Annotated in this window: 21 protein-coding genes and 2 tRNA genes; 11 read left to right on the top strand and 12 right to left on the bottom strand. The window is 63.2% G+C overall.

The genetic code is table 11. From position 1 onward, the window contains the following. Positions 1–361: 361 nt before the first annotated feature. From GPA25_RS12010 to GPA25_RS12035, 6 genes are all read right to left on the bottom strand, one after another. Complete coding sequence (locus GPA25_RS12010; RefSeq protein ID WP_169260632.1) at positions 362–1,258, bottom strand: helix-turn-helix transcriptional regulator; 897 nt, start codon at positions 1,256–1,258, stop codon at positions 362–364. 253 nt (positions 1,259–1,511) lie between these two features. Then, positions 1,512–1,910: a hypothetical protein gene (locus GPA25_RS12015; RefSeq protein WP_169260633.1), complete on the bottom strand. Its 399-nt coding sequence runs from the start codon at positions 1,908–1,910 to the stop codon at positions 1,512–1,514. A gap of 59 nt (positions 1,911–1,969) precedes the next feature. Further along, positions 1,970–3,280: a L,D-transpeptidase Cds6 family protein gene (locus tag GPA25_RS12020; protein WP_169260634.1), complete on the bottom strand. Its 1,311-nt coding sequence runs from the start codon at positions 3,278–3,280 to the stop codon at positions 1,970–1,972. 102 nt (positions 3,281–3,382) lie between these two features. After that, a complete protein-coding gene (gltX, locus tag GPA25_RS12025) occupies positions 3,383–4,780 on the bottom strand; it encodes a glutamate--tRNA ligase (RefSeq protein ID WP_169260635.1) in 1,398 nt (465 codons plus the stop codon). A gap of 155 nt (positions 4,781–4,935) precedes the next feature. Further along, positions 4,936–5,010 (bottom strand) — tRNA-Val (locus tag GPA25_RS12030). A 27-nt stretch (positions 5,011–5,037) separates the two neighbouring features. Beyond that, positions 5,038–5,112: transfer RNA gene (locus GPA25_RS12035), tRNA-Val, on the bottom strand. Between the two features lie 252 nt (positions 5,113–5,364). Between GPA25_RS12035 and GPA25_RS12040 the strand changes: the two genes are divergently transcribed. Beyond that, positions 5,365–5,874, top strand: coding sequence for a hypothetical protein (locus GPA25_RS12040; RefSeq protein WP_169260636.1), 510 nt, complete (start codon positions 5,365–5,367; stop codon positions 5,872–5,874). A 26-nt stretch (positions 5,875–5,900) separates the two neighbouring features. Here the strand turns inward: GPA25_RS12040 and GPA25_RS12045 are convergent, their stop codons facing one another. Then, positions 5,901–6,836 (bottom strand): HDOD domain-containing protein, encoded by a 936-nt coding sequence (locus tag GPA25_RS12045; RefSeq protein ID WP_169260637.1) that lies wholly within the window; start codon positions 6,834–6,836, stop codon positions 5,901–5,903. Positions 6,837–6,852: 16 nt separating this feature from the next. Then, positions 6,853–8,973 (bottom strand): DUF1631 family protein, encoded by a 2,121-nt coding sequence (locus GPA25_RS12050; protein WP_169260638.1) that lies wholly within the window; start codon positions 8,971–8,973, stop codon positions 6,853–6,855. A 236-nt stretch (positions 8,974–9,209) separates the two neighbouring features. On the opposite strand from GPA25_RS12050, the gene GPA25_RS12055 reads away from it, so the two are divergent. After that, on the top strand, positions 9,210–9,638 hold the full coding sequence (locus GPA25_RS12055; protein ID WP_169260639.1) for an acyl-CoA thioesterase: 429 nt from the start codon (positions 9,210–9,212) through the stop codon (positions 9,636–9,638). Positions 9,639–9,664: 26 nt separating this feature from the next. On the opposite strand, the gene GPA25_RS12060 is transcribed toward GPA25_RS12055, so the two are convergent. Then, positions 9,665–10,867 carry a PQQ-dependent sugar dehydrogenase gene (locus GPA25_RS12060; RefSeq protein ID WP_169260641.1) on the bottom strand — a complete coding sequence of 401 codons (1,203 nt, stop codon included), beginning with the start codon at positions 10,865–10,867 and terminating at the stop codon, positions 9,665–9,667. Between the two features lie 192 nt (positions 10,868–11,059). On the opposite strand from GPA25_RS12060, the gene GPA25_RS12065 reads away from it, so the two are divergent. The 9 genes from GPA25_RS12065 to GPA25_RS12105 all read left to right on the top strand — a co-directional run bounded on the left by GPA25_RS12065 (position 11,060) and on the right by GPA25_RS12105 (position 19,217). Next, on the top strand, positions 11,060–11,671 hold the full coding sequence (locus tag GPA25_RS12065; protein WP_169260642.1) for a hypothetical protein: 612 nt from the start codon (positions 11,060–11,062) through the stop codon (positions 11,669–11,671). Positions 11,672–11,785: 114 nt separating this feature from the next. After that, on the top strand, positions 11,786–12,184 hold the full coding sequence (locus tag GPA25_RS12070) for a thioredoxin family protein (RefSeq protein ID WP_169260644.1): 399 nt from the start codon (positions 11,786–11,788) through the stop codon (positions 12,182–12,184). A gap of 422 nt (positions 12,185–12,606) precedes the next feature. Further along, entirely contained in the window at positions 12,607–13,305 is a 699-nt protein-coding gene (locus GPA25_RS12075) for a GntR family transcriptional regulator (protein WP_169260645.1), read from the top strand. After that, positions 13,302–14,399: a branched-chain amino acid ABC transporter substrate-binding protein gene (locus GPA25_RS12080; protein ID WP_169260647.1), complete on the top strand. Its 1,098-nt coding sequence runs from the start codon at positions 13,302–13,304 to the stop codon at positions 14,397–14,399. Before GPA25_RS12075 ends, GPA25_RS12080 begins: the two co-directional genes overlap by 4 nt. A gap of 154 nt (positions 14,400–14,553) precedes the next feature. After that, complete coding sequence (locus tag GPA25_RS12085) at positions 14,554–15,468, top strand: ABC transporter permease subunit (protein ID WP_169260648.1); 915 nt, start codon at positions 14,554–14,556, stop codon at positions 15,466–15,468. After that, positions 15,468–16,769 carry a high-affinity branched-chain amino acid ABC transporter permease LivM gene (livM, locus tag GPA25_RS12090; protein WP_169260649.1) on the top strand — a complete coding sequence of 434 codons (1,302 nt, stop codon included), beginning with the start codon at positions 15,468–15,470 and terminating at the stop codon, positions 16,767–16,769. The genes GPA25_RS12085 and livM overlap by 1 nt, the downstream gene beginning before the upstream one ends. Beyond that, positions 16,766–17,602 carry an ABC transporter ATP-binding protein gene (locus GPA25_RS12095; RefSeq protein ID WP_169260650.1) on the top strand — a complete coding sequence of 279 codons (837 nt, stop codon included), beginning with the start codon at positions 16,766–16,768 and terminating at the stop codon, positions 17,600–17,602. Before livM ends, GPA25_RS12095 begins: the two co-directional genes overlap by 4 nt. A gap of 2 nt (positions 17,603–17,604) precedes the next feature. Then, positions 17,605–18,315: an ABC transporter ATP-binding protein gene (locus GPA25_RS12100; RefSeq protein ID WP_169260707.1), complete on the top strand. Its 711-nt coding sequence runs from the start codon at positions 17,605–17,607 to the stop codon at positions 18,313–18,315. Then, complete coding sequence (locus GPA25_RS12105; RefSeq protein ID WP_169260651.1) at positions 18,315–19,217, top strand: DMT family transporter; 903 nt, start codon at positions 18,315–18,317, stop codon at positions 19,215–19,217. The genes GPA25_RS12100 and GPA25_RS12105 overlap by 1 nt, the downstream gene beginning before the upstream one ends. Before the next feature lie 76 nt (positions 19,218–19,293). Here the strand turns inward: GPA25_RS12105 and GPA25_RS12110 are convergent, their stop codons facing one another. The 3 genes from GPA25_RS12110 to GPA25_RS12120 all read right to left on the bottom strand — a co-directional run bounded on the left by GPA25_RS12110 (position 19,294) and on the right by GPA25_RS12120 (position 21,542). Beyond that, positions 19,294–19,494 carry a SlyX family protein gene (locus tag GPA25_RS12110; RefSeq protein WP_169260652.1) on the bottom strand — a complete coding sequence of 67 codons (201 nt, stop codon included), beginning with the start codon at positions 19,492–19,494 and terminating at the stop codon, positions 19,294–19,296. A gap of 98 nt (positions 19,495–19,592) precedes the next feature. Beyond that, entirely contained in the window at positions 19,593–19,838 is a 246-nt protein-coding gene (locus tag GPA25_RS12115) for a CDGSH iron-sulfur domain-containing protein (protein ID WP_169260653.1), read from the bottom strand. Between the two features lie 90 nt (positions 19,839–19,928). Beyond that, positions 19,929–21,542, bottom strand: a complete 1,614-nt coding sequence (locus GPA25_RS12120) for an NAD(P)/FAD-dependent oxidoreductase (protein WP_169260654.1) — start codon at positions 21,540–21,542, stop codon at positions 19,929–19,931. Positions 21,543–21,559: the final 17 nt, after the last annotated feature.

Genomic DNA, 21,559 nt, shown 5'->3' on the forward strand with positions numbered 1-21,559 from the left:
TATTGTTCCGTTGCTGCATGATTTCGCATACTACGCACTCGAGTGCAGTTGATATTGACTTAAGTCAAACAAAACGAAGGTTGGCATGCACTCTCGTGCATTTTGTTGATGCGCTTTGGTAATCGCGTTAAGAAATAACGCCTTCCAGATGCATTTTGTTGCATCGCAACATCGATCGCAGCGCGGAATGAACAAGGGCGGCCCGCCACGGACATGCCCGCACGACCTGCACTCCGATGCACAGAAATTCAGCCACGAAGGAAATTCGGGCGAAAAAAAAACCCGCCATTCGGGCGGGGTGCAAGGAATCAAAGTGCGCCGTCGTCGCCGATCGGCCGCGCCGGACGGCGCGCTACTGGCGTCAGCGGGCGAGAACCTCGAGGAGCTCCGTAAAAGTGTCGTCAAGGGATTTTCCGGAAGTGTCGATCACGGCATCCGCCTTGCTATACATGGCCGTACGCCCGGCCAGGATGCGTTTTAGGTCATCCATCGCTTCCTGATTGCCCTTCATCGGCCGGTAATCGCCCTGCGCCATCACACGCGACATGTGTTCCTCGGGCGAGGCCCGCAGCCAGATCGTGAAGCACGACGACAGCAACAGATCGAAGTTGGCCGGCTCGGACACGATACTGCCGCCCGCCACCAGCACGAAAGCCTCGTTGTTCGTCACCGCCGACTCCAGCCCGCGCCGCTCGTACCGTCGATAGGCACTCTGCCCATAGAGGGAAAAGATTTCCGACAACTCGGCACCCGCCTCGTGCTCGATCACCTTGGCGAGCTCCATGAACGGCACCCCGAGATGCTCGGCCAGCATCTTTCCCAGGGTCGTCTTGCCTGCACCGCGCAAACCGATGAATGCAACGCGTTGCCGCCGGGCGGCGCGACCGGAGGATTCCAGTTCACCCTGCAGCAGACGCCTTGCCCACTCGTGCGTCTTCGGCGGATACCGGCTCAGATACTGGAGCAACAGCGTGAGTTCAGGCGACTGCTCCGGCTCCTCGCGCACCAGATCCACGAGCGGGAACCCGAGCCCCTGCGCGATCTGACGCAGCAATATGATAGAGATGTTGCCGTGCCCCGTTTCGAGTTGCGCGAGGTAGCGTTCCGAGACCCCCGACTGCTGCGCCAGCATCTTGCGCGTCATCCCGCGCTGCGCGCGCAGATCACGGATACGGTCCCCCAGCATCAACAGATAGTTGTTTTCCTCAACCGAGAGATCGGGCCGCTTCAGCCTGGCTGTGCTTTCATCGTTAGGCATGAACTTACCTCATCGCGGCGGCAAATTGCCGGTGCACTATAGTGCTCAAGGTCCGGGGGGATTGCAACACGCAATTCACGCATCTCGCTTGTGGATTTCCCCTATTGCAGCCGGTAGTCATCACGGGCGCAATCGTCGGCGAACGCGCAGGACAATCATATGTCATGATATGGCGCATTCGTTCTCTCTCTCGCACTCGTCAATGCCGCAATCCACGATTTTCAGGCGAACCCGCCTTTTCGGCATCGCAGCCCTACTCACCGCCCTGCAGTCTGTCCCCGCGACCGCACAGGTCTTTGAGTGTCCGGGCGAACACGGGCCGAGCTTCCAGGCCGTCCGCTGTGCCGATCCCGGCCGCACGGTTCCGCTCGCGATTCATCATCCAAATCGTGCTGAACGCGCGGCAGCCAAAGCCCTTGCACGCAAAGAACAGGTTTTCGTAAGCAAGACCGAGGCGGAGCGGGAAACTGCTCGGCGACAGGCTGACACCGAGCGCGAGCGACGCAAGGCCGAACAGCAGGTCAAGGACGCGCGTTGCGCGCGCTATGTCGAGGACGCCGAACGCGCCGACGAAGACGGCAGGACCCATCACCGACGGAATCGCCACAAGCTCAATCACGAACGCAGAGCGCGTGACTTGCGTGACCGCCACTTCAGCGAGTGCTTTGCCGCAAGCTGAAGAGAAAATCCAGCCCCCGCCGCAACTGCGATTTACTTCACTGACCTTTCTTCAATAATGCGCCAGACCTTCGCTTCGGAAATCAGCACGACGGTCTTGCGATCGATCGCCTGGAGGCTGTCGCTGCGATATTCCTGCTGAAATTTAGCCACGGCGCGATCGCCTTCAACCGTGACTGCAAGTTCCGATAGCTTCACCTCGATCGATGCAGCGCCGCCCAGGCGTTGGCGGCGCTGCGTCCGCCAGGCGTCGATGCTCTTGCCGTCCGCCGGCTTGAAGCTGCTCGCATAGCGAGCAAGATAAGCATCGACATCGCGCGACGACCACGCGGCCGCCCACGCCTGCAGGGCGTTCCGTACCGACTCTTCCGCATTAACCGTCGATGCAGACGATGGCACGGCTGTGGCCGTCGCACTGGCGGCGGACGCAGTCGTGCCGGCCTGTACTGCAACAACTGGCATCGCCGCAATCTCCACCGCCTCACCCGCTGCCTGCGGAGCCGCTCCGGTAGTATGTCTGGCGCGCATGGGGCCGGTCGCTTCAGCTTCGTCCAGCACCGCCCCAAGCGGTTCCGCGCTGATACGCAGGGGATCGAGGCTGTACGACGCAAACACCATCAATTCGGCAACCGCGCTGCGTCCGCGCGCATTGCGCAGCCGCCCGTCCGCTCCCGCGTCGAGCAAGGACCGGGCAACGGCAACCTCGGAATCGGACCGGCGACGCATCGCCAGCAAATGCAGCGGTGTATTGCCCTGGGCGTCCGCAGCGTCGGGATTCGCGCCCGCCGCGAGCAACAGTTCCACCGTGGCGAGGTCCGCACGCTGCGCCGCATGATGCAGGGCAGTTCTCCCCGTGTACCGTACCCGCGAATCGGTCACCGATACATCCGCCCCCTCGGCCAGACGTGCGCGCACCCGGAATGCATCGCCGCAAGCCACCGCATCGATGAGCGGTCGCGGCAGAGCCCCTGCTTGCGGACACGATACATGGGCGACCGCGGTGAATTCCGGACGGAAATCGACTTTGAAGGGCACCGGCATGGAGGCGGACAAGGCCATTCCATACCCCCCTGCAAGCACAAGACCGGCGACGCCCCGGATTACACGAACACCGATGCAGCGCCTCAAGGAAAGATATTGCATTTTGTTACCAATGGCGGGAGGGACCGATTCTATCAGCTTCCCCTTGGCGCACTGAATGCCGAAAAGGGTCCGAATCACGCGGCAGTATCGACAAACTGAGCGCAATTTGATCGTAATCAAATCGCCCCGCCGGACCGTTACGTTGCCAACAGGCATGACAAAAAAACGACGCAGCGTGTGCCGCCTGGCGAGCAGCGGCAAACGGTGCAATGATCGCAGCGGCCAGGCCGCTGCGCGCTACCCCGCATTGAAACAGACGAAAAGCGACACGCCCCGATCTGATGGGGCATGCGACCGGATCCTTCAGACGTAACGCGCCATGCGGGCCTGCACCCGCTCGCGACCCAGCACTTCCAGGACAGCGTCAATCGCCGGCGTTTGCGCGACACCGAGCGTCGCCACGCGCAGCGGAATCGCCACTTGGGGCATCTTCAGGCCGTGCTCGGCCATCGTGTCCTTGATCGCCTGGCTCAGCGCCGCCTTGTCCCACGTTACCGAAGCGAGGCGCGCCTTTAGCGTCGCCAGCGCGGCCCTTGCGGGGTCGGTCAGATGCTGCGCGATCAGTTCCGGCGCGGGGTGGACTTCCACGCAATAAAGTTCGGCTGAATCCGCCAGTTCGTTAAGGTTCGCGACCCGCTCCTTGTATAGCGCGATCACTGCTTCCAACGCCGGCCCTGCCTCGGGATCGACACCGCGTCGCGCGAGACGGCTCGATACGTCGGCAGCCAAGTGACTGTTGTCCGCCTGCTTGATGTAATGCGCGTTGAGCCAGTTCAACTTTTCGGTATTGAACTGCGCTGCCGAGGGCGTGATGTGGTCGAGGTCGAACCACTCGACGAATTGCTCGCGCGAAAAGATCTCGTCGTCACCGTGGCTCCAGCCCAGGCGACCAAGATAGTTCACCACCGCTTCCGGCAGGTAGCCCTCGTCGGCATACTGCATCACGCTCACCGCGCCATGGCGTTTGGAGAGCTTGGTGCCGTCATCGCCAAGGATCATCGACAGGTGTGCGTAAAGCGGTACCTCAGCACCCAGCGCCTTGAGGATGTTGATCTGGCGCGGCGTGTTGTTCACGTGGTCATCACCGCGGATGACATGGGTGATTCCCATGTCGCGGTCATCGACGACGACGCAGAAGTTATAGGTTGGCGTGCCGTCGGCGCGCGCGATCACCAGGTCGTCGAGTTCCGCGTTGGCGATCTCGATGCGCCCTTTCACCAGATCGTCCCACGCCACCACGCCATCGGTCGGATTGCGGAAACGCACCACCGGCTTGACGCCTTCCGGCGGTACCGGCAATGCCTTGCCGGCGTCAGGTCGCCAGCGTCCGTCATAGCGCGGCTTCTCGCCGCGTGCGCGCTGCTCCTCGCGCATCCGGTCGAGTTCCTCTGGTGCGGTGTAGCAGTAATACGCAGTGCCGGCGGCCAGCATTTCCTGGATCACGGCCTTGTAGCGATCCATCCGCTGCATCTGGTAGAACGGCCCTTCGTCGGCGTCCAGACCGAGCCACTTCATGCCATCGAGAATCGCCTGCACCGCCTCTGGCGTCGAACGCGCGACATCGGTGTCTTCGATACGCAGGATGAAGGTTCCCGCGTGTCGGCGCGCATAGGCCCAGGAAAAGAGCGCGGTGCGCGCACCACCAATATGGAGATAGCCGGTGGGGCTGGGAGCGAAACGGGTGCGAATGTTGGAAGACATCGGATTGGGACTCAGGGCCGGATCTAAAGACGCGGATTTTACGCCATCGACCGCATCAACCCCACTTGCATGCACTGGCAGCAGTCAATGCTGATGGCAAACCCGCACTCGCAAAAAACAAAAGCCCCGAAACCGAGGCTTCAGGGCCCTGTATTTGGTGGGCGGTACTGGGATCGAACCAGTGACCCCTGCCGTGTGAAGGCAGTGCTCTACCGCTGAGCTAACCGCCCGGTATTCCGTGCGTCTTCGCCATTAACTGGTGGGCGGTACTGGGATCGAACCAGTGACCCCTGCCGTGTGAAGGCAGTGCTCTACCGCTGAGCTAACCGCCCATTGGGCGAAGAGGCGCGATTGTAGAGGCAGGCCAATTCGCTCGTCAAGGCTGCCGCAGCTAGACTGATGGAAAACCACGCGCGTATCGAACGCGCAGCGAGCGAATGTGCAGGAAGCACTGACGCCACATCCGCGGCCAGTCAGAACGCGAGCCATGCACACACACTGCCACCGAATAGGACAAACGTGCCAGAATCGCCGCCGGACGCCCCTCGACGGGCGTTGCGGATACAGACAAGAGGAGACAACCTATGGGCGTGGTATTCGCCAAGACTGCCAAGGGGCAGCAGGAAATCGCAAACCGCAGTGGCGAGCTGTCACCACGCGTTCGCCGAGTGCTGATACTGATTGATGGTCGCCGCAGCGTCGAGGCGCTGCGCGAACTGGTAACGGCGGACGACCTGACACATACGCTCGGAGCCCTCGAAGAGCTTGGCCTGATCGAGGTAAATAGTGTCGTAACCGACAAGGGCGTGCAAAGCGCCCCCAGCGGGCCACTCCCGTCAATCACCGCGTTCCGCGAATTGCCAATCGCACCTGATCCGCGCGAACTCGAGATGGCGCGGCACTTCATGATCAATACGCTCAAATCCTTCTGTAGTCTGTACGGGCCGATCTCACTGATGACCAACATCAACTCGGCGGGCAGCCACGAAAAACTGCGCGAACACTTCCCGAACTGGTACCACATGATCGTCGATAGCCGGACCGGCCGGCGACGCGCGGAAGAACTGCGCAACGACCTGTTGAAGGTGCTGTAGCCGGGGGGCGCAAGCGCCCGCGTGAATCAATCCACCCAGCTGGACGGCAAGGCTGCGATGCGCGGCTTGGGCAGCCGGACGAGTTCCGTCCACATCGGCAGCTCGGCAAGTGCATCCGTCGCGAGTGCCCGGGTTTCATCCGGAGTGAGATCGAGAATCGCCGCGCGCAGGTAGACAGTGGCAACGCTATCCACATCGGCTTGCTCGGCCAGACAGGTTTCCGCCAATCGCGTTGCGAGCTGCAAGCCACAGGCGAGGTTGTACGAGCGTGAATCCGATTCGAAGCCGCCGCCCTCCGGATCGCGCTGCCAGTAAACCACGTCTGCCAGCGAAGTCGGAATCCCCCAGTCGGCGAGCAGCACGGCCGACAATTCATGACGATCAAATCCGAAGGTCTGCTGTTCGATAGACTCGACCGGGTCCTGACTTTGCGTTGCCCGCTCGAGCACCAGATCGTAGCTGGCGGGCGCCGCTGTCGCAAACGCAAGCATGCCGATGTCGCTGAGCAGTCCAAGTGTGAACGCTTCGCTCGCGGGAAGGTCGCCACGATGGCGGGCAAGCGCTTCCATTACGGCAGCATTGAGCAGCGAGGCCGTCCAGAAAGCGTTGTAGTCGAACCGCTGCGACGTGATCTTGGGGCGGTTCGCGACCAGCGACAGGGCCACTGCATGGGCGCGTACGATATTCATGCCAAGCCGCACCACCGACTGACGCAAATCGAGCGGACGTTCGGTGCGTCCGAAGCGCGCCGCCGAGGCCGCGCGCAGCACGAAGCCGGAGAGCGCGGGATCGGAACGGATGACGCGCACGATCGCATCGATGCTGACTTCAGGGTCGCGCGATAATTCGATCAGTTGGAGTGCTGCACCACGCGGACTGGGCAGCTCGTCGGCGGCGAGCAGAAAATCGCGGATGTTACCCGTCACCTGGCCGCGATCGCGGTGGTCTGTACTTTGAGTCATGCCGGTTTCCTCTGGCTCAACCCCGCAGTTCATCGAGAACGTCGTCGACAACTCGATCCAGCAGAGGTTCTTGATCTGCAGTGACGGCTTCGCCGGTGGCGAATCGCCGTGTCAATTCGACGCGCGTCAACGCCAGCGCACGCTGGCCCTGACGGTTGGCGAACAGATACATCGTCCGCGCCGGGCTGATCCAGGTCAGACGCACGCGGCGAATCTCGCCGAACTCGTCCTTCAACTCGACCCAGCTGCCACGACTCAGCAAATCAAGTTCGAGCGTTTCCGGCGTCGGCTCGTCGGCGGGCGGTTTCAGACCGACCGCAGCAGTCTTGCGCGCAGTCGTCATCGAGTTGGGGTCTGCCTGAGTGATGCCCGCTTTCAGAGCTGCCGCGTGGCACTGCACCAGTTCGGAAAAGAAGGCCTTTTGGCCAGCGTCATCGAGGCCCGCCGTTGCCATGCCGGCCTTGACCGTGCGCAGGATCACCGGCAGACGCTGCACCATGCGCTGGCGTGCTTCGGCGCCCTGCTTCGGCAGCACGCTCCACACCAGCTCCTCGACCGTCGCCATGGCCTCGCGCCAGCGCTCGCTGCTGACTGGCGCCTCACTGGTGGCACCACTGTCGAGCGCTGCCTGAGCCAGCACCTTCAACCAAGCCCCTGCGATGAAGTCGCGCACGACCTGCGGGATGTCTTCGTTTGCGAGATGCGCGGCAAGCGCATCCTGCGCAACCTTACGGGCAAGTTCCTGGCGCTCACGCTGCTTGAGGCGTTCGGTCAGGGTCGCAGCGCGGGCGTCGGCGTAACGCTCCTGCTCGACCAGGTAGGTTTCGAATTCCTGAAGACAGCTGGCGAATACCCCGGGGTCTTCGGAAAACTCATTCTGAATGCGCAGGACGATCGCCTCGGCGCTGCGCTGTAGCGAACTGTCCGGGGTAAGCGGGCCATCCCAGGTCACCCCGGCCTGGGCAAGCGCGTTGATGAGGCGGCGTGCGGGATGGGCGCGGTTGGAGAAAAAGCTGTGATCCATCATCGCCAGCTTGAGCACCGGAATCTGCAGGCGGCCGATCAGCCCTTTCATCGGGTCCGGGACCCGCGAATCGTCGAAAATGTAGTCGAACAGGGTCGCCACGACATCGATGACGATGCCGTCGACCGATCCGACGTGCTTCCCCAATCCGGCCTCGAGCAAGGCACTGATGACATTGCCGGACGCGGATGTGTCGGTCGCAAGCGAAAAACTCTGACCGCCGATTGCGACATCCGACTGGCCCCTCTGCAGACCATTGAGCAATTGCATCAACTCGTTCGCGCCGGTACGTGTGATCCAGTCGGGCTCCTCGCCTGCAGACGATCTGCTCGAGAACAACTGCTTGACGACGTCGGAAGCATCCGGCTCGCCCGCCGCGACATCGCGCTTGCGCGCTGCAATGCGCTGCGAAGCCTTCCCGCGCTTGGCGCGCGCACGCACGTTGGGCATCACCCGCCGCGACACCAGCAGCGCATTGACCTCGTGATACACGTTCGACATTTCGCCCGTCAATCGCGTAACCAGCATTTCGAGGATGGTCGCACGACGCTCGCCGGATGCATCCTGGGCCCAGCAGATATCCTTGAGGGTCTCGCAAATCGCGGCGGGCCCGATCGGATTGGCCGCGTTGTCGATGTCGCTTTCGCCGAGCATGAAGGCGACGCGCGTCTGCAAATCCTGATTTTCCGCTTCGCAGGATTTTTCCAGCCGCGCCGCGAGGTTGCGCACCGTCAGCGTGTCGTCGATCTCGGCGTCGTCGACCAGCGCCAGTTCGGGGAAGAAGCCGTTTTCGTCCTGATAGATGGTGCCGACCACATTGGAGGTCTTGGCACGCTCCTGGAACTGCTCTTCGAAGCCCGTACCGAAGGCACGGTCAACACCGGCGCCGACGCTGCGCAGGAGGACCTGGAGTTCAATGAGTTTCTGAGATTCGTCGGAACTGCTCGCAGCCTGACGGCGGGCCTGGAGTTCGTCCTCGATTTCGCCCACGGCCTTGGCAAGCGCTTCACGCACGCGCTGACAGACAAAATCGCGACATTCGAGCAATACACCCTGGTGCGGGCGAAAAGCCTCGGATGCTCCTGAGTGGCGCGATGGATGTTCGATGGTCACGACATGCTCCGCTTCGATGGCAGTTCGGGGCTTGTGCCGCCATTGCGGCGGCTCCGGGGAGAACCGCGTCGAATGGCAGTTTGACACAAAAACGGCGCCTGTCGCTGTGCCAAACGACTCAATCCACCAGCATTCCGACAGCCGGCGCCCCGCGTGGCACGAATGGAGGGATGACGGACACAACAGGTATCATCCGCAGCGCTGATCAATCTACACCTTCGCACCCGGAACCCGCCATGCCCCGTATTCGCATCGACCTGCCCGAACATTTTGCCTTTTCGACCGAATTGCAGATCTATGCGAGCCATATCAACGAGGCCGCGCATCTGGACAACGCACAACTACTGACCCTGGTGTCCGAGGCACGTCAGCGCTTCTTCAAGTCGCTCGGCTACACACAGACGCAGGTCGAAGGCGTCGGCACGGTTGTCGCCGACGCGGCGACACAGTACGTGTCCGAGGCCTTCCACGGTGAAACCCTGGTCATCGAGATGGCCGCGAATGATTTCAACAAGTACGGCTGTGACCTGGTCTATCGTGTGTGCGACCGGGACAGCGGCCGCGAGGTGGCGCGCGGCAAGATAGGCATCGTGTTCTTCGATTACGGGAATCGCAAGGTCGTGGCAGTTCCCGAGCGTTTCAGGGAGCAGCTCTCGGCCGTCTGATCCGGAGCGGACGGTGCTGACCACACTCAAGGCGGATCCAGGCGCAGGATTCTCCCCTGCGACTCATCAAGCAGATAAATCTTGCCGTCCGGCCCCTGCCTTACGTCGCGAATGCGGATGCCCAGTTCGGTAAGTAACCGTTCCTCGCGGACGATCTTGTCGCCATCCAGTTCGAGGCGCGCCAGCAACTGTCCGCGCAAGGCGCCGACGAACAGGCTGCCTTTCCATTTCGGAAACGCATCCCCGGTGTAAAACGCCATCCCGGAGGGGGCGATGGACGGCACCCAGTAATGCACGGGGGGCTCTATATCGGCACGTTCGCTGCCTTCTCCGATACGCGCGCCGGAGCCATATTCGCGACCGTAGGTCACCATCGGCCAACCGTAGTTGAGTCCCGGCTTGACGACATTCACTTCATCGCCCCCCTGCGGACCATGCTCATGGGCCCACAGCGCCCCGGTTTGCGGATGAAGTGCCGCACCCTGCAGGTTGCGATGGCCGATGGACCAGATTTCGGGTAGTGCTCTGGACATCTTCACATACGGGTTGTCGGGCGGAACGCTGCCATCCGGGCGGATCCTAACTACCTTGCCGAGATGACTGCGCAGCTCCTGCGCGCGATCGCGAAGAAAGAAGCGGTCGCCAAGCGTCACGAACAGGTTTCCCTCGCGATCGAAAACCAGCCGCGAACCCCAGTGGTGGCGTCCATCCGGATCGTCGCGCTGGGCGAAGATCACCTTGACGTCCTGCAGACTCAGGTCCTCGACGTCCAGCGCGGCACGTGCGACCGCGGTGCGTGCGCCACGTGCCGTCGGCTCGGCGAAGGAAAAATAGATCAGGCGATCGGTCGCAAAGTTCGGACCCAGCACCACGTCGAGCAAGCCGCCCTGCCCCTCCGCATGCACGGCAGGTACATTCTTCACGGGCGCGGACAACGTACCATCCGCGGCGACAATCCGCAGACGACCCGGCCGCTCGCTCACCAACATCCGTCCCCCAGGCAAAAAGGCCAGCGCCCAAGGGGTTTCCAGGCCACGCGCGACCTCCGCGACGTTCACCGGTCCGGCCTCGCTCCGCACCACGATCTGGGCGCGGACCGATGACGACGCAAGGATGGCGCCCACTGCAGCAATCAGTGCAAAAAGCGCAAGCAACTGGATAACCGCATGGCGCGATGGCCGGACATGCCGCGCGCAGGTTGAACGAACGAGAGCAAGAAGTCGGATCATTAACGTCTCCGGAACAGAGCAAGCCGATCTTTAGGATAATTTGACAGACATCAATGAGATTGGCTCCCCCTTTCTGGGATCCTTCGCACCTGCACGACGGGGAGTGTCCTGCTGCTGGTGACAGTCAATGATGCGCGTCGCCGCGTCAAGCCCCCATCGCCCCTACCTGAATGCGAAAAGCAAGGGCTCATCATGCATCAACCCGATTTTTTCCGGAACGTGCGCCGAATCACCGTCCGCGATCCGCTGGCGGAATTCCTCGGCGCAGCGGATGGCGGATTGATCGAATATGAATATGGGGATGCCGTGAAACTGGCAGGCCATTCCTGCCCCACCGTGGCCTCCGCCTACATGCTGAGCTGCCATGCCCTTGCGGCGCTTTACCCGGATCAGCCACCCGAGCGTGGCGGCGTTCGCGTGGCATTCAGGACCCGCCTTGACGATGGCGTGACCGGCGTCACAGCGAGCGTCGTCACGCTGCTTACCGGAGCGGCGCAGGAAGGCGGCTTCAAGGGCATCGCCGGACGTTTCGTGCGCCGCGGGTTGCAGGACTTCGCCGTCGATATTCCGCTGGGCTTGCGCTTTACGCGGCTCGACACGGGTGCTGGCGTCGATGCGCAGTCGGACCTCTCGGGCATTCCAGCGGATGCGGAGATGCCGGAACTGATGGCGCGCTGTCTGCACAAGGAAGGCGACAGTGCAGCACAGCGGCGTTTTGCCACGCTGTGGCAGGAACGCGTACGCAAGATCCTGATCGACCACGGTGATGATCCGGAGGTGTTCCGGATTCGCGCCTGCAACTAAGTACGGCCCTGCCGGAGCCGATCCGGCAGGGTTGTCGATCGAGCGGCGATTCGGCGGCGATCCACCCGGTGAATGTGCTAGCCTCGGGCTGCTCCGAAACGATGGCCGTCGCCGATGAACGCCCGAACGATTCCCGAACTTCTTGTCGTCTGCCTGTGCGCCGAATGGTGCGGAACCTGTCGCGAATATCGCGCAGGCTTTGACACGCTCGCCGCACAGTGGCCGAACGCAGGTTTCTACTGGGTAGATGTCGAGGATGACGCCGACTGGATCGGCGATCTGGACGTCGAGAACTTCCCCACCCTGCTTATCCAGCGCGGCGATCTGGTGCTGTTCTTCGGCACGATGTTGCCGCAGCACGTTTTCCTGCAACGCACGCTAGAGACCCTGAGCGCACTGACCGAAGCAGAAGCGCGTGCCTATGCGCATGCTAACGCTGAGCGACGCGCCTGGCAGCAGGAGTGCAACATGCGCTCGGCGCTGCAGCAGCACCTGGCGCGCAACCTCGCCTGATCGGGATTTGCACTCCGACAGGCCCGACACCACTCATCACGCTCGTCACCGTTCTCGACTGCCAAGGCATCTTTCGCCCCGTCGCCCCATGGCCACCCAACCGTCCGACCGCAAGCGCTGTGTCTCCTGCAACCGCTGGGGCGGCATTCGACAGCCGGGCGCAACGCCCGGCGAGGTTGAATATGCAGAAGACGCCCGCGGCCCCTGCAATGAAGGGCCGTGGCATGGCTCCCTTCGCAGCCCGCGCAACGCCTGTGGCCAGTGGGTGATGTGGATTGCACTGAAGCAGCCCGACACCTGAGCGTTCCGCCGGAAACATCGGCAAATCATCATGTTGCAGCGCAGCTTGCGTTCCCGATCGAGGAAGGGTACTTTTCGCGGCTTCTACGTATACCGTATACGATCTTACGAAACGCCGCGCAATGACCTCTCCCCTCGCACACCTCGAAATCCCGCGCATCTTGCGGCTTTCGGCCTCGGATCAGATCGCCGAGGCGCTGCGCGATGCCATCGTCGAAGGGCAACTCCCGACGGGCGAGGTGCTGCGCCAGGACGAGATCGCGGCACGTTTTCACGTCAGCAAGATTCCCGTACGCGAGGCCCTGAAGCGACTCGAAGCAGAAGGGCTGGTGAGCTTCGCGAAGAACCGCGGCGCCGTTGTCGCCGGTCTCTCCCCAGCGGAAATCCTTGAATACATGGACATCCGCGCGATGCTCGAAGCCCGCGCCGCGGGACTCGCCGCCGTGCGGATTAGCGATGAGCATCTGGCCGAAGCGCGCGCCAGGCTGGCCGAGTTCGGTGCCTCGCCGAACACCGGACGTTGGGGCGAGCTGAACTGGCAGTTTCATTCGACGCTGTACGCAGACGCGGACCGCCCCATCCTGCTGGCCGAAATCCGCGCGCTGTACGACAAGGTCGAGCGCTACGTGCGCGCCCTGTTGGCGATGACCACCCAGACGGAAATGCCCAAGACGCAACGCGAACACGCCGCCATCCTGGATGCGTTCGCGCGGCGCGACCCCGACGCAGCGGCAGCCCTTACGCGAGCGCATGTGCTCGACGCAGGGGCGTCACTCGTGCAGTACCTGAACGACCACAGACACCACGGAGGAAACACATGAAGAAGACCCTGATCGCTACTGCCTTCCTCGCGCTCGGCGCACAGATCAACCTCGCGCATGCCGATCTGACGGTGGCGATTGCCGGCCCGATGACCGGCCAATATGCCTCCGCTGGCGACCAGATCCGGCGCGGCGCCGAGATGGCGATCGCCGACATCAACGCCAAGGGCGGCGTGCTCGGCCAGAAGCTGAAACTGGAAGTCGGTGATGACGCTTGCGATCCGAAACAGGCTGTTTCGGTTGCGAACACCATGGTCAATAAGAAGATCGTGTTCATGCACGGTCACTGGTGTTCCAGCTCGACGATCCCGGCGTCCGAGGTGTACCAGGAGGCGGACATCCCGATGGCGACGGTGTCGACCAACCCGCAGGTTACCGAGCGCGGTCTGAAGAACGTTTTCCGTATCATGGGTCGTGACGACCAGCAGGGTCTGGTCGCCGGCGAGTATCTGGCCGACAAGTTCAAGGGCAAGAAGATCGCCGTGGTCGACGACAAGAGCGCCTATGGCAAGGGACTCGCCGACGAGATGGCGAAGGCGCTCAATGGCAAGGGCGTGAAGCCGACGCTGCGCGAGTCGATCACCGCGGGCGAAAAGGATTACTCCGGTCTGGTCACCAAGCTCAAGCAGGCCGGTGTCGAAGTGCTGGCCTACGGAGGCTACCACACCGAAGTCGCGCTGATCCTGCGCCAGGCGCAGCAGGCCGGCCTGAAGCTGACCGTGATGGGCGGCGACACGATGACCAACTCGGAACTCGTCACCGCCGCCGGCGCCAGCGCCGACAACGTGATGTTCACGTTCTCGCCCGATCCGCGCAAGAATCCGGACGCAGCCCCGGTGGTCAAGCGTTTCCGCGACGCCAAGGTTGAGCCGGAAGGCTACGTGATGTACGCCTATGCCGCGATGCAGCTGTTCGAGCAGGCCGCGACGCAGGCCAAGAGCACCAAGTTCGCCGATCTGGAAAAGGCGATGCGCGGCGGCAGCTTCAAGACCGTCATCGGTGACATGAACTTCGATGCCAAGGGCGACCAGAAGAAGCCCGGTTTCGTCGTCTACCAGTGGAAGGGCGGCCAGTACGACTACGCCGCCAAGTAAGACCGCAGCTATTGGCCGGGAAACCCTCCCGGTCATCGCACCGCCGGCCCACAAGGCCGGCGGTGCCATCTCCGACTGACTCCACGCGCGGACACCACCACCGAGCGCCGGCGTCGAGCGTGAGATATACCGTAAAACGACAAAGGAGACCGCTGTGGCATACGCACTGCAACAGCTCATCAACGGCCTGACGCTGGGGGCCGTGTACGGCCTGATCGCGATCGGCTACACGATGGTGTACGGCATCATCGGCATGATCAACTTCGCCCATGGCGACATCTTCATGGTGAGCGCGTTCATCGCGGTCACCGCCTTCACCCTGCTCGCGGCCTTCGACATCACCTCGCTGCCGCTGGCGATCACCGCAGTGCTGATCGTCGCGATCTTCTTCACGTCCGCCTATGGCTGGGCGGTCGAGCGCATGGCCTACCGCCCGCTGCGCGGCTCTACCCGGCTGGCGCCGCTGATCTCGGCGATCGGCATGTCGATCTTCCTGCAGAACATGGTCCAGCTGACCCAGGGCGCGCGCGTCAAGCCGATCCCGCCGGTAATCGAAGGCGGCATCGTGCTGTGGACGACGCCCGACTTCACCGTGCAGATCGCGTGGACGCAGATTCTCATCATCCTCGTCACCGTCGTGCTGATGGTGGCCTTCACCTGGCTCATCACACAGACCTCGTTCGGCCGCCAGCAGCGCGCCTGCGAGCAGGACAGCACGATGACGGCGCTGCTCGGAATCAATGTGGACCGCACGATTTCGCTGACCTTCATGCTCGGCGCCGCGCTCGCCGCAGTCGCCGGGGTGATGGTCACGGTGTATTACGGCGTCGTCGATTTCTATATCGGCTTCGTCGCCGGCATCAAGGCCTTCACCGCCGCGGTGCTGGGCGGCATCGGCTCGCTGCCCGGCGCAATGCTCGGCGGTCTGCTGATCGGCCTGATCGAATCCTTCTGGGCGGCGTATCTGTCGGCCGAATACAAGGACGTCGCGACCTTCGCGATCCTGATCCTCGTGCTGATGTTCCGCCCCAGCGGGCTGCTCGGCCGTCCGGAAGTGGAGAAGGTCTGATGAGCGCCGTCATTGTCGCGCGCCATGCGCGCACGCCCACCGAGCGTTTCAAGGACGCCGCATGGGTGGCCTTCGTCGCGCTGCTGCTGGGCATCCCGATGGTCGGCATGACGACCGTGGACCAGGGCGGCGCGCTGGTCGTCACGACCCGCTTCGGGGTGCTCGCAGCGTTCGTTGCCGCGTCCTTCGCGGGTCGCTTTGCGTTCCGATGGGTCATGGACCAGTACCGTACCCGTCGCGATGCGAAGTCCACCACCGTCAAGGTCGATCGCACGGCAAAAGTCGTGCAGGTGCTGGGCTGGGGGATCCTCGGGGTCGCGCTCTTCCTGCCGGCGATGTATTCGGACAATCGTTACGTCGTCGACACCGCGACCACGGTGCTGATCTACGTGATGCTAGGCTGGGGCCTCAACGTCGTGGTCGGCCTCGCGGGCCTGCTCGATCTCGGCTACGTCGCCTTTTACGCCGTCGGCGCCTACACGTACGCGCTGCTGTTCACGCACTTCGGCTGGACCTTCTGGGAGGCATTGCCAGCGGCCGGTGCGATGGCCGCGACCTTCGGCATCCTGCTCGGTTACCCGATCCTGCGTCTGCGCGGCGACTACCTGGCGATCGTCACGCTGGGCTTCGGCGAGATCATCCGGGTCATCCTGGTGAATTGGACCGAGCTTTCCAATGGTCCGAACGGCATCGGCTCGATTCCGCGCCCGACCCTGTTCGGCCTACCCTTCGAGCGCAATCCTGCCGAAGGCGAACAGAGCTTCGCGACATTTTTCGGCCTGGAATTCTCGGGCATGCACCGCATCATCTTCCTGTATTACCTGATCCTGGTGCTCGCGCTGCTGACAAACCTGTTCGTGTCGCGCCTGCGCAAGCTGCCGGTCGGGCGGGCGTGGGAAGCACTGCGCGAGGACGAGATCGCATGCAAGGCGATGGGCATGAACGTGACCAACGTCAAACTCTCGGCCTTCGCCATCGGCGCGATGCTCGGCGGCTTCGCCGGCGTGTTCTTCGCCGCGCGCCAGGGCTTCATCTCGCCGGAAAGTTTCACCTTCAGCGAGTCCGCGATCATCCTCGCGATCGTCGTGCTGGGTGGCATGGGCAGCCAGATGGGCGTCGTGCTCGCAGCACTGGTGCTGGTGCTGCTGCCCGAACTCGGGCGCAATTTCGCCGAATACCGCATGTTGCTGTTCGGTACTGCGATGGTGCTGATCATGGTGTGGAAGCCGAGCGGCCTGCTGTCGTCGCGCGAACCCACGATCCGTCTTGCGAAGGCGTCGGCCATGGGAGGTCAGAAATGAGCGCCGCCACACTGCTCTCGGTCGAGAATCTGACGATGCGCTTCGGCGGCCTGACCGCCATCGATGACCTGTCGCTGTCAGTGCCCGCGGGCAAGATCACCGCGATCATCGGCCCCAACGGCGCCGGCAAGACGACCTTCTTCAACTGCCTGACCGGTTTCTACAAGCCGACCACCGGCAGCGTGCGGCTCGCGCATCCGAAGCGCGGTGAAATGCGCCTGGAAACGATGACCGGCCACCGCGTCGCGCGTGATGCACAGGTGGTACGGACTTTCCAGAACATCCGCCTGTTTCCCAAGATGACGGTACTGGAAAACCTGATCGTCGCGCAGCACAACCGCTTGCAGGACGCATCGCGCTTCTCGATCGCCGGCCTCTTCAGCCTGCCCGGCTACCGCAAGGCGGAAGTCGAAGCGCTGAAAACGGCCGTCCATTGGCTCGATCGACTCGGTCTCACGGGCATCGCAGACACCGCCGCGGGGGACCTGCCGTACGGCACGCAGCGGCGCATCGAAATCGCACGCGCGTTGTGCGTCGATCCGGTGCTGCTGTGTCTCGATGAGCCGGCAGCGGGCTTGAACCCGCGCGAGTCGGCGGAGCTGAACACGCTGCTGCTGTCGCTGTGCCGTGAGGAAGGCATCGCGATCCTGCTGATCGAACACGACATGAGCGTCGTGATGAACGTCTCGGATCACATCTGCGTGCTCAACTACGGCCGCAAGATCGCCGAAGGCACACCGCTTGAAATTCGCAACGACCCGCAAGTCATCAAGGCCTACCTCGGCGAGGACGATGAGAGCGAGCCGGCCACACTGATCGGGGGGAACGCCTGATGATGCTGCACATGGAAGGCGTACACGCCCACTACGGTCACATCCACGCGCTGCGCGGAATCGATGTGACGGTGCAGGTGGGCGAGATCGTGACGCTGATCGGCGCGAATGGTGCCGGCAAATCGACACTGATGATGAGCCTGTTCGGACGCCCCGGTGCGTCCTCGGGGCGCATCGTGTTCGACGGCGAGGACATCACCCGCGTGCCGAGCCACCAGATCTCGCGCCGCGGCATCGCCATCGTGCCCGAAGGCCGGCGGATTTTTCCGCGCATGACGGTGATGGAAAACCTGCTGATGGGCGCGACCTTCGCCGACCCGGCGAACTTCAATGCGGACATCAAGCGCATCTACGCGATGTTCCCGATCCTGCAGGAGCGCGAGTCGCAGCGTGCCGGCACGCTGTCGGGCGGCGAGCAGCAGATGCTGGCGATCGGCCGCGCGCTGATGAGCCGACCGAAGCTGCTGTTGCTCGACGAACCCTCGCTGGGGCTTGCGCCGATCTACATCAAGCGCATTTTCCAGATCATCCGCGAGCTCAATACCGAGCATGGCATGACGGTGCTGCTGGTCGAGCAGAACGCCCACCACGCGCTGCGCGTCGCGCACCGCGGCTATGTGCTGCAGCACGGCGAGATCGTGCTCGCCGGCACCGGTGCAGAATTGCTTGCCAGTCCGGAAGTGCGCGCGGCCTATCTGGAGGGCGGGCACTGATGAGTTCGACCGCCGCCCCGCCGCGCTGGATGCCCTTTGCCGTCCTCGGCACGGGGCTGCTCGCGATCTCCTTCGGCGCGATCCTCGCTCGCCTCGCGCAGGCCGAGGGCGTGCCCTCGCTCGCAGTGGCGAGCTGGCGGCTGGGGTTGGCTGCGCTGATCGTCACGCCGATCGCACTGTTCCAGTCGCGTCGCGCGCTCGCGTCACTCAATCGCAGCCAGGGACTGCTGGCTTTGGCGGCCGGCTTCTTCCTCGCACTGCATTTCGCCACCTGGATCACTTCGCTGGAATACACCTCGGTCGCGTCGAGCACCGCGCTGGTGACGACGAATCCGCTGTGGATCGGACTCGCATCCTTCGTGTTGTTCCGCGAACGCCCGAGCCGCATGATGATGGGCGGCATTGCGCTGTCCTTCGGTGGCAGCCTGCTGATCTTCTGGAGCGACAGCCAGACCGCAAGCGCGGGATCTGACCCCATGTTCGGCAATCTGCTTGCGCTGATCGGCTCGTGGTGCTTCTCGGCGTACCTGCTGATCGGTCGCCGACTGCGCGCCGGGCTGCCGCTACCCGCCTACGTTTGGCTCGCGTACGGCGCGGCGGCGCTGTTCCTCGTCGCTGCGAGCAGCGCATCCGGTGCGCCGCTGACCGGTTTTGACCTGACCGCGTGGGCGGTGCTCGCCGGCATGGCGCTGGGGCCGCAACTGCTTGGCCATACCGCCTACAACTGGTCGCTGCGCCACGTGTCGGCGACATTCGTCGCGGTCGTCACGCTTGGCGAACCGGTCGGCAGCGCGGCAATGGCGTTCATCGTCTTCGGCGAAGGTTTCGCACCGCTGCAGTTCGGCGGCTTCGCGTTGCTGCTCGCGGGAATCTATCTGGCGGCACGCGGCGAGAAGTCCTGATCCGTTTCGCGCCGGCATCGAAAATTGCTTCCGCAGGCTGTCGTGCCGCCCCTAGGCGGACCCTCCGTTCGCCTCGTCAATAATGCGGAGGAATCTCCTCGCGCAGGTCGCGGCGTTCCCCCGGCGAGCCGGAAGCGAGTTGACGGTGCAGATCGACGATCTGCTGCTGCAAGCGATCGATCTGCTGCTGCTGACGGAACACCATCAGATTCAGTTCCTCCAGCAGATCCTCCGAAAGCGCGATCTTGGATTCGATTCGGTTGAGGCGATCTTCCATGCATGGTCCTTTAATACCCTCGTCCGCAGGCCGCGGGATGACCCGTGCCGGAACAGAGTGGTGGATGAAGCTTTCGGGCTGACGTCCCGCACCCGCGCTTACACGCTCTTGTGCGTACCGTCGCAGAACGGCTTGTGGCCCGAGTGTTTGCAGCCGCACAGATAGGCCGTGCCGGTGGTTTCGGCGGTGAATTTGACCGGGGTAAAAGGGCCACTCTTATGCGACCCGTCACAGAACGGCTGGTTCTTGCTGTTGCCGCACTGGCACCAGAAGTACACCTTGCCAGCCTCGAGTTCGACAGCGTAAGGGCCTTTCTGCGCAATATTGGGGACCGGCTCGCTCATGGTGTTCTCCTTGACGAAGGGCGCGGGACTGATTCGCCTGCCCGCACCCCCTCAATCTAGGCGTCCGCCACGAAGCTGCAAGCGCGGTCGCTATGCACTGACCGGCGCGCCGAGGAGCGTAGTCGCCAACGCTTCGGCAACCCGGATACCGTCGACACCGGCCGACAGGATACCGCCGGCGTAGCCGGCCCCCTCACCCGCCGGATACAGCCCCTTCACGTTGAGGCTCTGGCAGTCCGCACCGCGGGTGATGCGCAGCGGCGACGAGGTGCGCGTTTCCACGCCTGTCAGTACGGCGTCGCGCATCGAAAAACCCCTGATCTGCCGCTCGAAGGCCGGCAGCGCCTCGCGCACCGCCGCGATTGCGTAATCCGGCAGGCTCGTCGAGAGATCGCCAAACTTGACGCCGGGCTTGTACGAGGGCTCCACCGAGCCCGGTGCCGACGACGGCTGGCAGGCGATGAAGTCGCCAACGAGTTGCCCTGGCGCCTCGTAATTATCGCCACCGAGTTCAAACGCACGCGACTCCCAGCGGCGCTGGAACTCGATGCCTGCGAGCGGTCCGCCCGGATAATCTTCCGGCGTGATGCCGACCACAATGCCCGCGTTGGCGTTGCGCTCGTTGCGCGAATACTGGCTCATGCCATTGGTGACGACACGGTTCGGCTCCGACGTCGCCGCGACCACCGTGCCGCCCGGGCACATGCAGAAGCTATACACCGCGCGCCCGTTCTTCGCGTGATGCACCAGCTTGTAATCCGCCGCCCCCAGCAGCGGATGTCCCGCATGGGGGCCGAAACGCGCCGTGTCGATCAGCGACTGCGGGTGCTCGATGCGGAAGCCCACCGAAAACGGCTTGGCTTCCATGAATACCCCGCGCGCGTGCAGCATCTCGAAGGTGTCGCGCGCACTGTGTCCGAGCGCCAGCACGACGTGGTCGGTGCGGATTTCCTCGCCCGACGCGAGGGTCAGTCCGCGTACCTGACCGTCCTCGATCAGCAGATCCGTAACGCGCTGCTGGAATCGGATCTCGCCGCCCAGCGCCTCGATGTCGTGGCGCATGCTCTCGACCATGCCCACAAGGCGGAAGGTGCCGATGTGGGGTTTGGCCACATACAGGATCTCCTCCGGCGCACCCGCCTTGACGAACTCGTTGAGCACCTTGCGGCCGTAGTGCTTCGGGTCCTTGATCTGGCTGTAGAGCTTGCCGTCCGAGAACGTGCCCGCCCCGCCTTCGCCGAACTGCACGTTGGATTCGGGGTTCAGCACATTCTTGCGCCACAACCCCCAGGTGTCCTTGGTTCGCTCGCGCACCGCCTTGCCGCGCTCGAGGATGATCGGCCGGAAGCCCATCTGCGCAAGAATCAGCCCGGCGAAGATGCCGCATGGGCCAAAGCCGACCACCACCGGCCGGTGTGCGAGCGTTTCCGGCGCACGTCCGACGAAACGGTAGTTCGTATCGGGCGTTGGCGTCACATGGCGGTCGCCGGCGAACTTCGTCAGCAATGCCGCCTCGTTGGCGACGGTCATGTCGACCGTGTAGATCAGCATGATCGCACTGGCCTTGCGTGCGTCGTAACTGCGCTTGAAGACCTTGAAATCGATGAGCTCTGCCGGCTTGATGTCCAGCCGAGCGAGGATGGCTTCCCTCAGGGCGCCGTCCGGATGGTCCAGCGGCAGCCTGAGTTCGGTAATTCGCAACATGGGTGTTTCCAGTATCC

Source organism: Aromatoleum diolicum, assembly GCF_012910955.1.
Classification (GTDB): Bacteria; Pseudomonadota; Gammaproteobacteria; order Burkholderiales; family Rhodocyclaceae; genus Aromatoleum; species Aromatoleum diolicum.